The sequence below is a fragment of the Methylobacterium sp. 22177 genome, assembly GCF_052045615.1.
Lineage (GTDB): Bacteria > Pseudomonadota > Alphaproteobacteria > Rhizobiales > Beijerinckiaceae > Methylobacterium > Methylobacterium radiotolerans.
Window position 1 is genome coordinate 1 of sequence record NZ_JBQEPK010000080.1, and the last position, 12,175, is coordinate 12,175.

General features: G+C 73.4%; 11 protein-coding genes. 2 read left to right on the forward strand and 9 right to left on the reverse strand.

Going from position 1 to position 12,175, the window contains the following annotated elements:
- Positions 1–499, forward strand: a 499-nt coding sequence (locus ACTJK8_RS31180; RefSeq protein WP_440763108.1) for a DUF417 family protein, incomplete at its 5' end; no start/stop codon positions are given.
- On the opposite strand, the gene gph is transcribed toward ACTJK8_RS31180, so the two are convergent.
- The 6 genes from gph to ACTJK8_RS31210 all read right to left on the reverse strand — a co-directional run bounded on the left by gph (position 496) and on the right by ACTJK8_RS31210 (position 6,469).
- A complete protein-coding gene (gene gph / locus ACTJK8_RS31185) occupies positions 496–1,200 on the reverse strand; it encodes a phosphoglycolate phosphatase (RefSeq protein ID WP_012321365.1) in 705 nt (234 codons plus the stop codon). The genes ACTJK8_RS31180 and gph overlap by 4 nt on opposite strands.
- Before the next feature lie 122 nt (positions 1,201–1,322).
- The gene (locus tag ACTJK8_RS31190) at positions 1,323–2,117 is read right to left on the reverse strand and encodes an SDR family NAD(P)-dependent oxidoreductase (RefSeq protein ID WP_029361445.1); all 795 of its coding nucleotides are present in this window, start codon (positions 2,115–2,117) and stop codon (positions 1,323–1,325) included.
- A gap of 31 nt (positions 2,118–2,148) precedes the next feature.
- Positions 2,149–4,425 (reverse strand): xanthine dehydrogenase family protein molybdopterin-binding subunit, encoded by a 2,277-nt coding sequence (locus tag ACTJK8_RS31195; protein ID WP_024828791.1) that lies wholly within the window; start codon positions 4,423–4,425, stop codon positions 2,149–2,151.
- A gap of 10 nt (positions 4,426–4,435) precedes the next feature.
- Entirely contained in the window at positions 4,436–4,882 is a 447-nt protein-coding gene (locus tag ACTJK8_RS31200; protein WP_024828792.1) for a (2Fe-2S)-binding protein, read from the reverse strand.
- A 105-nt stretch (positions 4,883–4,987) separates the two neighbouring features.
- The gene (locus ACTJK8_RS31205) at positions 4,988–5,944 is read right to left on the reverse strand and encodes a GlxA family transcriptional regulator (RefSeq protein ID WP_266283055.1); all 957 of its coding nucleotides are present in this window, start codon (positions 5,942–5,944) and stop codon (positions 4,988–4,990) included.
- Between the two features lie 180 nt (positions 5,945–6,124).
- The gene (locus ACTJK8_RS31210) at positions 6,125–6,469 is read right to left on the reverse strand and encodes an MliC family protein (RefSeq protein ID WP_012321360.1); all 345 of its coding nucleotides are present in this window, start codon (positions 6,467–6,469) and stop codon (positions 6,125–6,127) included.
- A gap of 421 nt (positions 6,470–6,890) precedes the next feature.
- On the opposite strand from ACTJK8_RS31210, the gene ACTJK8_RS31215 reads away from it, so the two are divergent.
- On the forward strand, positions 6,891–8,864 hold the full coding sequence (locus tag ACTJK8_RS31215; RefSeq protein ID WP_012321359.1) for a putative bifunctional diguanylate cyclase/phosphodiesterase: 1,974 nt from the start codon (positions 6,891–6,893) through the stop codon (positions 8,862–8,864).
- 31 nt (positions 8,865–8,895) lie between these two features.
- On the opposite strand, the gene ACTJK8_RS31220 is transcribed toward ACTJK8_RS31215, so the two are convergent.
- The 3 genes from ACTJK8_RS31220 to ruvB all read right to left on the reverse strand — a co-directional run.
- Complete coding sequence (locus ACTJK8_RS31220) at positions 8,896–10,467, reverse strand: ABC transporter substrate-binding protein (RefSeq protein WP_029361449.1); 1,572 nt, start codon at positions 10,465–10,467, stop codon at positions 8,896–8,898.
- Between the two features lie 59 nt (positions 10,468–10,526).
- Positions 10,527–11,147, reverse strand: a complete 621-nt coding sequence (locus ACTJK8_RS31225; protein ID WP_012321357.1) for a glutathione S-transferase N-terminal domain-containing protein — start codon at positions 11,145–11,147, stop codon at positions 10,527–10,529.
- 67 nt (positions 11,148–11,214) lie between these two features.
- Positions 11,215–12,175: Holliday junction branch migration DNA helicase RuvB (gene ruvB / locus ACTJK8_RS31230; protein WP_440763109.1), on the reverse strand; the 961-nt coding region annotated here is incomplete at its 5' end.

Sequence of the window (12,175 nt, forward strand, 5' to 3'; positions counted from 1 at the left end):
GCCCTACGAGGCCGACAGCATCACGCCCTTCGTCGCCAACAGCCCGGTCATGGCGTTCTTCTACGCCCACCCCGACCAGTACGCCCAGCACCTCACCCACGAGGGCGAGCTCAACCTCGCCGCCCGCGCGTGGCAGACGGCCAACCACACCTACGCGTTCTCCCGCGGCCTCGGCACGGTCGAGCTGCTGATCGGCCTGCTCGTCCTCGCCGGCCTGGTGTCGCGGCGGCTGGGCTTGGCCGGGGCGGTGCTCGCCTTCCTCACCCCGGTGGTGACCCTGTCGTTCCTCGTCACCACCCCCGAGGCCTGGGTCGCCGCGCTCGGCGATGCCCAGCACGGCTTCCCCTACCTGTCGGGCGCGGGCCGCCTCGTCCTCAAGGACGTCACCCTCATGGCCGGCGCCTGGCTCGTCCTCGCCGACAGCGCCAGCGCCCTCCTCGAGCGGCAGACCCGAGCGCCGGGCGCCCCCGCCCGCCCCGACCTCGCGGGAAACCGCTAGGAGACCGGGGCGCGGCCCGCGGGCAGCGCCCCGATCATCGCCCGCAGGCCGCCGATGTCGTCGAGGACGGCGTCGGCGTCTTCGGCGTCTTCGAGGCGCCCGTAGCCGTAGCGGGCCAGGATCGCGGCGGTGCCGGCCGCCCGGGCGGCCGCGATGTCGTGGTGCATGTCGCCGACCATGACGGCCCGTCCGGGCGCGACACCCAGGCGGCGCAGGGCCTCCCGGAGCGGCGCGGGATCGGGCTTCCGCTCGGGCAGCGTGTCGCCGCCCACGACCGTGTCGATCAGCGGCGCCAGCCCCACCGCGTCCAGGATCAGGCCGGTGGCGCGGGCCGGCTTGTTGGTGACGATCGCCAGGGCGTAGCCGGCCGTCCGGAGATCGCGGACCGCCGCGGCGGCGCCGGGGAACAGGGGCGTGCCGGCGGCCGCGAGCGGCTCGTACACCGCCAGGAAGGCCGGCAACAGCGCCGGCGCCCGCCCCGGATCGCCGCCCGAGGCCCGCAGGGCGCGCCGCAGCAGCGCCACCGCGCCGTCGCCCACCATCGCCCGCATCGCGGCGGCACCGACCGGCGGCAGGCCCTCCCGCGCCAGGGTTTCGTTCAGGGCTGTCCGGAGGTCGGCCAGGCTGTCGACGAGGGTGCCGTCGAGATCCAGGAGCACGGCGTCGAAGCGCGACGGGGCCGCGGGCGGGGGCGCAGGCAAGGGTGTTCTCCGCGTCGCAGTCGGGCCGCCGCGGGACGCCGACGCCTCGCTCTCCGGGACGGGCGGTTCCTAGCGGGTCCGGTGCGCCCGGGCCAGGGCGGGCCGCGCGCCCCGGACGCCGCTCAGCCGAGGCCGTAGCGCGCGGCCGGCGCGCTGCGGGAGAGGTTCGGGCCGAGGCGCAGGCGGGCGGCCTCGAAGGCTGCCCAGTCGTCGATCTCGGGCAGGGACGGGATCGTGACCGGCTCGCCCGCGTCGAGCCCCGCGAGGGCCGCGGCCACGAGATCCCGCGCCTCCATGATCATCGCGGCGGGGATCCGGTCGAGATCGGCGCCCGCCCGCGCGAACAGCTCGGTGCGGGTGATGCCGGGCAGCACCGCCTGCAGGCGCACGCCCCGGGGCGCGAGCTCGGCGGCGAGCCCCTGGGTGAGCGCCAGCACGTAGGCCTTGCTGGCCGCGTAGACCGCGTTGAAGCGCTCGGGCAGCAGGGCGACCACCGACGACACGTTCACGATCGTGCCGCCGCCGCGCTCCGCGAACGCTGGGGCCGCCGCCAGCGTCAGGTGCTGGAGCGCCGTCACGTTGAGGGCGACCATGGGGTCGTAGCCCGACGCCGGCCCGGGGAGGACCGGCCCCATCGGCCCGAGGCCGGCGCAGTTCACCAGCAGGCGCAGCGCCGCGTCGGCGGCGAGGCGCGCGGCGACCGCGGCGACGTCGGCCGGCCGGGTCAGGTCGGCGGGCAGAACCTCGACCGCCACGCCCGTCTCCCCGCCGAGGCGCGCCGCGAGGGCCTCCAGCCGGGCCGCGTCGCGGGCCACGAGGACGAGGTCGTGCCCCCGCGCCGCCAGCTGCGCCGCGTACTCCGCGCCGATCCCCGAGGACGCGCCCGTCACCAGGGCCTTGCCGTGAGCCTGTGTCATCGTGGTCGTCCCGCGGTCAGTTGTCGGGCGCTCAGGCGGCGCCGAGCTTGGTGTTGGCCATCGGCAGGGCGCGGATCCGCTGGCCGGTCAGCGCCGCGACGGCGTTGAGCACCGCGGGCGGCACGCCCGGCAGCCCCGGCTCGCCGACACCGCCCATCGGCGCGCCGCTCTCGACGATGCGCACGTGCACGGCCGGCATGTGCTCCCGGCGCAGGATCGGGTAGGTGTCGTAGTTCTGCGACTGGCGCACGCCGTCCCGGTAGACGATCTGCTCGAACAGGACCGAGGACAGGCCGAGAGCGGCCGCCGACTCGACCTGCGCCTTGACGATCGCCGGGTTGACGATGCTGCCCGGATCGAACGCGATCCAGAGATTGTGCACGCGGGCCTCGCCGCCCTCCACGGACACCTCCGCGACGGTGGCGGTCTCCGACCCGAAGGGCGAGGCCATCGCGACGCCGCGGGCGCGCTGGCCGCCCTCGGCCCGGTAGGGGCCGCGCCGCCAGCCGCCCGACATCTCGGCCACCGCCGTCAGCAGGGCGCGGTGGCGGGCGCTGTCCGCGAGGAGCGCCATGCGCAGCGCGAAGGGGTCCTGCCCGCCGGCCTGCGCGACCTCGTCGAGGAAGCTCTCGTAGAACGCGTCGTTCATCGAGTGGCCGACGGAGCGCCAGAACGCGATGTTCACGGGATGCGCGACCTTGGTGAAGGTCATGCGCCGGTTCGGCACCGCGTAGGGCTTCTCGACGATGCCCTCGACCGCGGACGGGTCGACCGGCGTCCGCATCATCATGCTGAAGTAGCGGCCGATCGGCCCCTCGCCGACCGTGCGCACCGTGACGGCGGTCGGCCGGCCCGCCGCGTCGAGGGCCGCGCGGAATCGGCTGAAGCTCAGGGGCCGGACCGCGTCGCGGGCGAACTCCTCCTCGCGCGACCACAGCACCTTCACGGGCCGCCCGGTCGCCTTGGCGAGCAGGATCGCCTGCGGGAACGGGTTGCCGGCCTCGTAGGTGAAGTGCCGGCCGAAGAAGCCGCCGAGCATCGGCGAGTGGATGCGGACCTGGGCCGGCTCCAGCCCCGCGACCTTGGCCGACACCGCCTGGAACACCTCCGGCATCTGGTTCGGCAGCCAGACGTCGAGGGTGCCGTCGCCGTTGAACCGCGCGATCGCCGAGGGCGGCTCGAGCTGGGCGTGGGCGAGGTAGGGTGCCTCGTAATCCGCCTCGACCACCTTGGCGGCGCTGGCGAAGGCGCCCGCCACGTCGCCCTCCGCCTCGGCGACGTGGCCCGGATCGGCCGAGGCCTTCAGCGCCGCGAGCATGCCGGCGGAGGAGAAATCGGCCGCCACCGTGTCGAGGCCGCTGGCCTTGCCGGCGGACCAGTCCACCTGCAGCGCCTCGACGGCCTTGCGGGCGCGCCACCAGCTGTCGGCCGTGACCGCCACGGCCCCCGGCAGGCGGTGCACGGCGTGCACGCCCGGCATCGCCCCGATCTCGGCCTCGTTCTTCAGGCTCTCCGGCTCGGTCCCGAGCCGCGGCGCGTGCTGCACGGCGGCGTAGAGCATGCCGTCGACCTTCTGGTCGATCGCGTAGATCGCCCGGCCGGTCGACTTGTCCCGCGCGTCGATCCGCGGGACCGACCTGCGGATGTAGCGGAAGGTCCGGGGGTCGCGCAGGGCGACGCCCTCGTTCGGCTTCAGCGCCAGCGCGTCGGCCGCCAGGGCGCCGTAGGGGAGCGCCGTGCCCGATGCCGGGTGCAGGACGACCCCGTCGCGGGTGGTGAGTTCGCCCTCCTGAACCTTGAGCCGGGCCGCGGCGGCGCGGATCATCAGGTCCCGGGCGGTGGCGCCGAGGCGCCGCATGACGTCGTAGCTCGACCGGGTCGAGAAGCTGCCGCCGGTCATGCGGATGCCGTTCACGACGGCGTAGTCGGGACCGGGCGGCGCGCATTCCACCACGAAGCGGGACGGCGGCACGTCGAGTTCCTCGCCGACGATCTGCGCCAGGCCGGTGGCGATGCCCTGACCGCCCTCCACGAAGGGGCTCAGCAGCCTGATGGTCCCGTCCGGGTGGATCTCCAGGAAGGCGGCGACCCGGGTGCCGGGCTTGGGCGCGAGGGCGCCCGCACCCTCCGCGGGGCCCTGCGCCTCCGCCCGGGCGGCGCGGAGAGGCACGACGGCGCTCAGCACCAGGGCGCCGCCGGCCGCCGCGAGGACACCGCGGCGGGAGGGGGAAGGCCGGCGGGCCGGGGCGTCGGGGACGGGATCGACGAGGGTCGCGCCGTGACGGGCGGAATCCAGGAGCTGGTCCATGGCGGCCTCCTCAGGCGGCGGCCTGCCGCACGGCGGCGGCGATGGCGTTGTAGGTCCCGCACCGGCACAGGTTGGTCATCGCCGCGGCGATCTCGGAATCGGTGGGCTTGGGCGTCTGCTTGAGGAGGGCCGTGGCGGCCATGACCTGGCCCGACTGGCAGTAGCCGCACTGGGGCACCTGCACGGAGACCCAGGCCTCGACGACTTTCCGGCCGACGGCGTCCTGCTCGATCGCCTCGATGGTGGTGACGGCCTGGCTGCCGACGCTCTCCAGCGGCACCTGGCAGGAGCGCGTCGCCTGCCCGTCGAGGAGCACCGTGCAGGCCCCGCACTGGGCGATCCCGCAGCCGTACTTGGTGCCGGTCATCCCGAGTGTGTCGCGCAGGACGAAGAGGAGCGGCGTGTCGGGCTCGGCCTCGACCGCGCGCGGCTGGCCATTGATCGTCAGGTTCACCATGGCCGCGTTTCTCCGAGGATCGGCTGAGCCCCCGGCCATGCTTACGGTCGCCCCCCGGGATCGGCCTACGTCAAAAAAGCCACGTTTCCGGCCATGTCCGCGCGATCAGGCGACCGCGAGCGGCCCGGCCGCCCGGCGGATCGCCCGCGGCACCGCGCCGTGGACCCGGAGGAACGCGCGGCGCATCCGCTCGCGGTTGGCGAAGCCCGCCTCCTGGGCGATCTCCTCGATGGGCAGGCGGCTCTCCTCCAGCATCAGCTTGGCGGCCTCGACGCGGATCGTCTCGATGGCCTTGGCGGGCGAGACGCCGGTCTCGGCCCGGAACAGCCGGGTGAACTGGCGCGGGCTGAGGCAGGCCACGGCGGCGAGGTCCTCGGTGGTGAGCGGCCGCCGCAGGTTGCGGCGGGCGTGGGCGAGGACGCTCTGGATCCGGTCCGTGCGCGCATCCACCTCGAGCAGCGCCGAGTGCTGCGCCTGGCCGCCGGCCCGGCGGCGCTCCATCACCAGGCCATGGGCGACGCGGTGGGCGAGGTCGCGGCCGTGGTCGCGCTCCACCATGCCCACCGCGAGGTCGATCGCCGCCGACATGCCGGCCGAGGTCCAGATGTTGTCGTCGGCGATGTAGATCTTGTCGATGTCCAGCCGGGCCGCGGGATAGCGCTCGCGGAACTGCGCCGCGAAGTGCCAGTGGGTCGTGGCGCGGCGCCCGTCGAGCAGGCCGGCATCGGCCAGGACGAACGCGCCCAGGCACAGCCCCGCGACCCGCCGGGTCGCCCGGGCCGCCGCCCGGAGGTAGCCGGCGAGGCCCGGCGTGGTCTCCGGGAGCCCGATCCCGGCCGCGACCAGGATCGTGTCGAAGGCGTCCGGCGCGCCCAGGGGCTCGGTGGCGATGTCGGGGCCCAGGCCCGCGCGGACCCGGCCGCCCTGCTCGGCGAGCACGCGGACGTCGTAGAGTGCCGCCCCCGCGTACTTGTTGGCCAGCACGAACGGCGAGGTCACCGCCAGGGCCATGAAATCGAAATCGGGACAGACCACGAGGCCGATCCGCCGCACGACAGCCATGGACCACCGCTCCGCTTCGCCGGCGGCCAACATCAGGCCCCGGCCGGGCCGGCACAAGAGTCGTGGCCGGAAAGGAGGCATCCGCGTCCGGAACCGCTCCCGGAGCGGAGTTCGGGGAAGATCTCAGGGCCGATCTCGGGGCCGGTCTCAGGGCCCACCCCCTGCCCGGCTCCGGACGTTCTAGCGCGGCTTGGCGTCGGCCGGGGTGGGGTCGGTGCAGGTGACGGGCTTGCCGGACCCGTCGGTCCACGTGACCGACCGCCCCTTGCCCCGGAGTTCGTGCGTGGCGTCGGCGTAGCGGTATCCCGAACCGCTCATCTGCACGGGCAGGGTGACGGCGGCGCCGTTCGCCGGCCGGACCACCGCCTTGTCGGGCCCCGCCGCGTTCACGAACGTGACGGCCAGCGCCTGTCCGTTCGAACAGGCGAAGGTCACGTCGATCGTCTCGGCCCGCCCGGGCCCGGCGGCCATGGACAGGCCGCCGAGGAGGATCGCCAGGCGGGCGGCCCGGTCACGGGTTCTCATCGGTCTCTCCCCAACCTCCCGGCCTCGGCCGCGTCGCGGCGGCGATCATCGCCGGGATGCGCCGCGCGGGCAATCGACGGGCAGGCAGCCAGTCCTGGCGGCCCGCCGGGAGTCCGGGCACGGGCGAGACCCGGCGTGGCATCGGGTCGGGCCTGCCGGGCCGGCGCGGGACCAGCCGATGAAGATCTGAAATCAAGCCCCAGCAACTGAGTCAATAAAATTCACGGCGCCACTCAGTCAAGACAGGGCAGATATCGCCGAAACTCCGATCGATCGCCATCACGTCTTCTGAAGATCGCCGATAAAGGGGTCCCGAGAGCGCGCGGCCAAGCCCCGGACGACTATTTTCCTCTTTCGTCGCTTAAATGTCTCCTTAATCAATCAAAAATAGTAATAGGAAAATAGCGCAGCCACAGCTCCGATGAACCGTCCTAGACATCTGCTCTCGTTACTGATCGCGTCGTTGACCGCATCCGCCCGCGGCCTGACCGCCACGCGTCAGCTCGCGGAGCTGCAGAAGCAGGTCCCGAGCCTCTACGGCCTGCTCTCGGTCAATGCCGGCGCCCTCGCCGTGACGCATTACGGTCTGGCGCCCGCTTTCCTGACGCTCGGCATCCCGGCCGTCGTGATCTCGCTGTGCGTGGTGCGGGCGGCCCACTGGCTGCGGCTGCGGCCCGAGACGTTCGGCGAAGCGCGGGCGTCCCGTCACCTGCGGCTGACCACGGTGCTCACGGCCTTCTTCTCGGTCGCCTTCGTGATCTGGGCGATGGTCCTGAACCGGTACGGCGGCCCCTACGAGCAGGGCCACGTGGCGATCTTCGTGGCCGTCACGGTGATCGCCTGCATCTTCTGCCTGACGCACCTGCCGGTCGCGGCCTTCCTGGTGACCGGCATCGTCATGAGCGTGTTCCTGTTCTGCTGCGTGACCAGCGGGAACGACGTCTTCCTGGCCATCGCCGCCAACACGGCCTTCGTCACGGCGGTGATGGTCCGCATCCTCAACACCAACTACCGGGCCTTCGTCGACCTCGTCGCGTCCCAGGCCGTGGCGAGCCGGCTCTCGGAGGAGAACGCGCGCCTCGCCCAGACGGACAGCCTGACCGGCCTGCCCAACCGGCGCTACTTCTTCCAGAAGCTCGACGAGGCGATCCGGTCGTCCGCGGGAACGGAGACACCCTTCGCCCTGGCGATCTTCGACCTCGACCGCTTCAAGCCGATCAACGACACCTACGGGCACAATGTCGGCGACCGGGTCCTGGCGGAGGCCGGCCGGCGCCTCGCGGGCTTCGCGGGCGCCGACGCGGTGGTGACGCGGCTGGGGGGCGACGAGTTCGGCGTGCTGCTGCGCGCGCCGGATTCGGCCGCGGCGGCGCTCGCCTTCTGCGACGGCGTCTGCACGGCGCTGCAGCAGCCGATCCAGATCGGCGACATCCGGGTCGTCACGGGCTGCTCGGGCGGGCTCGCCCTGCCCTGCCGGATCTCGCACGACGCCGACGCCCTGTTCGACCGCGCCGACTACGCGCTCTACCACTCCAAGGAGCAGCGCCGCGGCGCGACGACCCTGTTCTCGCAGGAGCACAAGGACGCGATCCGCGCCGAGCAGGCGGTGGAGACGGCCCTGCGGACGGCGGATCTCGCCGCCGAGATGGTGCTGCACTACCAGCCGGTCCTCGACCTCGAGACGGGCCGGACCGCCTTCGTGGAGGGTCTGGCGCGCTGGACGAGCCCGACGCTGGGCCGCGTCGCGCCGGACCGGTTCATCGCGGCCGCCGAGCGCTGCGGCATGATCCACACGGTGACGCTCCTGCTCCTGCGCAAGGCGCTCGCCGACGGCGCGCGGCTGCCGCCCGGGACCGGCCTGTCCTTCAACCTCTCCGCCCACGACCTCGCCTCGCCGGAGACCGTCCTGGCGATCCTGGCGGCGGTACGGGGCAGCGGCCTCGACCCGCGCCGCCTGACGCTCGAACTGACCGAGACCGCCCTGATGCGCGACTTCGATCACGCCAAGGCGGCCATCACCACCCTGCGCAGCCTCGGCATCAAGATCGCCCTGGACGATTTCGGGACCGGCTATTCCAGCCTGGGCTACGTCCACCGCCTGCCCCTGGACAAGATCAAGATCGACCGCGGCTTCATGGCCGACATCGACACGGACCGGGGCTGCAGCCTCGTCTCCGCGATCCTGGACCTGTGCCGCAACCTCGGCCTCGACGGGATCGTCGAGGGAATCGAGACGCAGGCCCAGCTGGACGTGGCGCGGCGGCACGGCAGCCGCTACGCCCAGGGCTACCACATCGGCCGCCCGATGCCCCTCGGCGACCTGCTGGAGCGGCTGGAGCGCGAGGGCGCGGCGGAAGCAGAGGCAGAGGCCGGCACGGTGCGCCGGAGGGCCTGAGGCGGCCCCGGCGCGCGGCGGAGCCGCGCCCTCAGGCGCGCCGGAGATTCCAGAGGATCGGGAAGCCCGGGAGGCGGCCCGTCAGGTCGCGCCGGTAGGACGTCATCGAGCGGTAGGAGCCGACCGGCACGAACACGACCTCCTCGAGGGCGATCCGCTGCATGTCGGCGCAGATCGCCCGGCGCGCCTCCGCGTCGGAGGCCGCGAACCACGCGGTCCGCAGCGCCTCCAGCCGCGGCACCGACGGCCAGCCGAACCACGCGTTCGGCCCGTTGGCCCGGAGCGGCTGGAGGGCGGCGGGGTCGGCGTTGTCGAAGGACGAGAAGGTCGTGAGCAGCACCGACCAGCCGCCCTTCTCGACGGGCTCGCGCGAGACGCGCCGCTGGATCACCGTGCCCCAGTCGCTCAGGGCCAGGTCGACGTTGAAGCCGATCCGGGGGAGCAGGTCGGCCGCGACCTGGGTCAGCGCCGACGGCGCCAGGATGTCGGTGGGGCCGATCAGCCGGATCTTCGCCCCGTCGTAGCCCGAGGCCTTGAGCGCCGCCCGGGCCGCCTCCAGGCTGCGCGGCCCGGTCAGCGCCTCCAGGCCGGCCTGGCTCGCCATCGGCGTGCCCGGCGTGAAGATCCCGCAGCGGTCGTCGTAGGTGGCCGGATCGTCGCCGACGATCGCCGCCATGAAGTCGCTCTGGACGATCGCCGGCAGCACCGCCCGGCGCACCGCGACGTCGTCGAAGGGCGGCTGCAGGTGGTTCATCCGCAGGATCGCCGGGTTGGTGAGCCGGTCGAGGCCCTCCACCACGATGTCGCGGTTGCGGGCGAGCAGCTGCTGGAGCTCGGGCGGCGGCTGCTCGTACCAGTCGATCTCGCCGTTCTGCAGGGCCGCCGCCGCGGTGGCGCCGTCGGCGATGATCCGCCACTCGATCCGGTCGAAATGGGCGACCTTGCCGCCTGCCGTCAGGCTCGGCGTCCCGGGCGCCGGCACGTAGCCGGGGTGGCGCTCGTAGACCATCAGGCTGCCCGAGTTGAACTCGTCGGCCTTCCAGCGGAACGGCCCGGAGCCGGTGGCGTCGGTGATCTGCTTGAACGGATCGGTTTGGGCGATCCGCTCGGGCATGACGAAGGCCGGCTGGCTGACGCTCGCCAGCGCCTGGGGCAGGAGCGGGAACGGCGCCTTCAAGCGGAACACGATATCGGTGTCGCCGTCGTGGGCGAGTTCGTCGGTGGCGGCCATCAGGGTCTGGCCGAAGCCGTTGCGCGCCGCCCAGCGCCGGATGCTGGCGACGCAGTCCCGCGCCAGGACCGGCGTGCCGTCGTGGAAGCGCAGGCCCGCGCGCAGGGGGATCGTCACCCGGCGCCCGTCCTGCTCGACCTTGAGGCCGGCCGCCATCTGCGGCCGCGGCCGCAGCTCGGCGTCGAGGCCGAACAGCGTGTCGTAGATCACGTAGGCGTGGTTGCGGGTGACGATCGCGGTCGTCCAGATCGGATCGATCGAGGTGACGTTCGCCTGGGGGACCATGCGCAGGACCCGGGCGCCCTGCGCCCGCCCGACGGCCGGGGCCGCCAGGGCCGCGGCCCCGGCGGCGAGGAAGGTGCGTCGCCTCATCGTCACTCCCCGAACGGTGGACCTCCGCGTCGCAAGCGCCGGACCAGGGACGCCCCGCCTCAGCTCAGCGCGACGGCGAAGCCCCGCTGCACGGCGGGGCGCGCCATCATCCGGTCGTACCAGCGCCGGACCTGCGGGTAGTCGGCGAGGTCGACCTGATGGCGCTCGTGGCGCCACGCCCAGCCGAGGATCGCGAAATCCGCCACCGAGAGCGGTCCCGCGACGTACGCGACCTGCGCGAGGCGCCGGTCCAGCACGCCGTAGAGCCGGTGCGTCTCCGTGCTGTAGCGGGCGAGCCCGTAGGCGCGGTCGGCCTCGGCGACGGTCAGGAAGTGGTGAACCTGGCCGGGCATGGGCCCGAAGCCGCCCATCTGCCACATCAGCCATTCCAGGGCGGCGACGCGCTGCCGCCGGTCCTCGGGCAGGAAGCGGCCGGTCTTCTCGGCGAGGTAGAGCAGGATCGCGCCGGACTCGAAGACCGGGATCGGCGACCCGTCCGGTCCGTCCGGATCGACGATGGCGGGGATGCGGTTGTTCGGGCTGATCGCCAGGAAGTCCGGCGCGTGCTGCGCGCCCTGGGTGATGTCGACCGGGATGACCCGGTAGGGCAGCGCCATCTCCTCCAGCGCCACGCTGATCTTCCGGCCGTTGGGGGTGTTCCAGGCGTACAGATCGATCATCGCGGGCGCCTCCGCCGTGCGGAGGGAAGCTAGGGCCGGCCGCGGGGTCCGGCAATTCGGCCGGCGCTCAGGCCGCGACCGCGGCCGCCTCGGGCTCCGGCAGGCCGAGATGCCGGTACGCGTGTCGTGTGAGGACGCGGCCGCGGGGCGTGCGCTGCACGAAGCCGCGCTGGATCAGGTAGGGCTCGATGATGTCCTCGATGGCGTCGCGCGGCTCCGACAAGGCCGCGCCGATGGTCTCGATCCCCACCGGGCCGCCCCCGAACGCGCGCGCGATCAGGCTCAGGTACTTGCGGTCCATCACGTCCAGACCCGCCCCGTCCACGTCCAGGAGCTGCAGCGCCCGGTCGGCGATCGCCCGCGTCACCGTCTCGGCCTCCGCCACGACCGCGAAATCCCGCACCCGCCGCAACAGCCGCCCCGCGATCCGCGGCGTGCCCCGCGCCCGCCGGGCGATCTCGTTGGCGCCCTCCGCCGACATGCCCAAGCCCAGGACCCGCGCGCCGCGCGCCACGATCTGCTCCAGCTCGTCGATCTCGTAGAACTCCAGCCGGATCGGGATCCCGAACCGGTCGCGCAGCGGCGTCGTCAGCAGCCCCGCCCGCGTCGTGGCGCCGACCAGGGTGAACTTCGGCAGCTCGATCTTGACCGAGCGCGCCGCCGGGCCCTCGCCGATGATCAGGTCGAGCTGGTAGTCTTCCATGGCCGGGTAGAGGATCTCCTCGACCGCCGGGTTGAGCCGGTGGATCTCGTCGATGAACAGGACGTCGCGCTCCTCCAGGTTGGTGAGCTGCGCGGCCAGGTCGCCGGCCTTGGCGATCACCGGCCCGGAGGTCGAGCGGAAGTTCACACCCAGCTCGCGCGCCACGATCTGGGCCAGCGTCGTCTTGCCCAGCCCCGGCGGACCGACGAACAGCACGTGGTCGAGCGCCTGACCGGTCTTCTTCGCAGCCTCGATGAACACCTGCATGTTCGCACGCGCCGCACGCTGACCGATGAACTCCGACAGGCTCAGAGGGCGGATCGTC

Bases quoted from the DNA above. Each gene is read 5' to 3' on its own strand.
- ACTJK8_RS31190 (WP_029361445.1), bottom strand. From the start codon at position 2,117: ATGACACAGGCTCACGGCAAGGCCCTGGTGACGGGCGCGTCCTCGGGG.
- ACTJK8_RS31195 (WP_024828791.1), bottom strand. From the start codon at position 4,425: ATGGACCAGCTCCTGGATTCCGCCCGTCACGGCGCGACCCTCGTCGAT.
- ACTJK8_RS31200 (WP_024828792.1), bottom strand. From the start codon at position 4,882: ATGGTGAACCTGACGATCAATGGCCAGCCGCGCGCGGTCGAGGCCGAG.
- ACTJK8_RS31205 (WP_266283055.1), bottom strand. From the start codon at position 5,944: ATGGCTGTCGTGCGGCGGATCGGCCTCGTGGTCTGTCCCGATTTCGAT.
- ACTJK8_RS31210 (WP_012321360.1), bottom strand. From the start codon at position 6,469: ATGAGAACCCGTGACCGGGCCGCCCGCCTGGCGATCCTCCTCGGCGGC.
- ACTJK8_RS31215 (WP_012321359.1), top strand. From the start codon at position 6,891: ATGAACCGTCCTAGACATCTGCTCTCGTTACTGATCGCGTCGTTGACC.
- ACTJK8_RS31220 (WP_029361449.1), bottom strand. From the start codon at position 10,467: ATGAGGCGACGCACCTTCCTCGCCGCCGGGGCCGCGGCCCTGGCGGCC.
- ACTJK8_RS31225 (WP_012321357.1), bottom strand. From the start codon at position 11,147: ATGATCGATCTGTACGCCTGGAACACCCCCAACGGCCGGAAGATCAGC.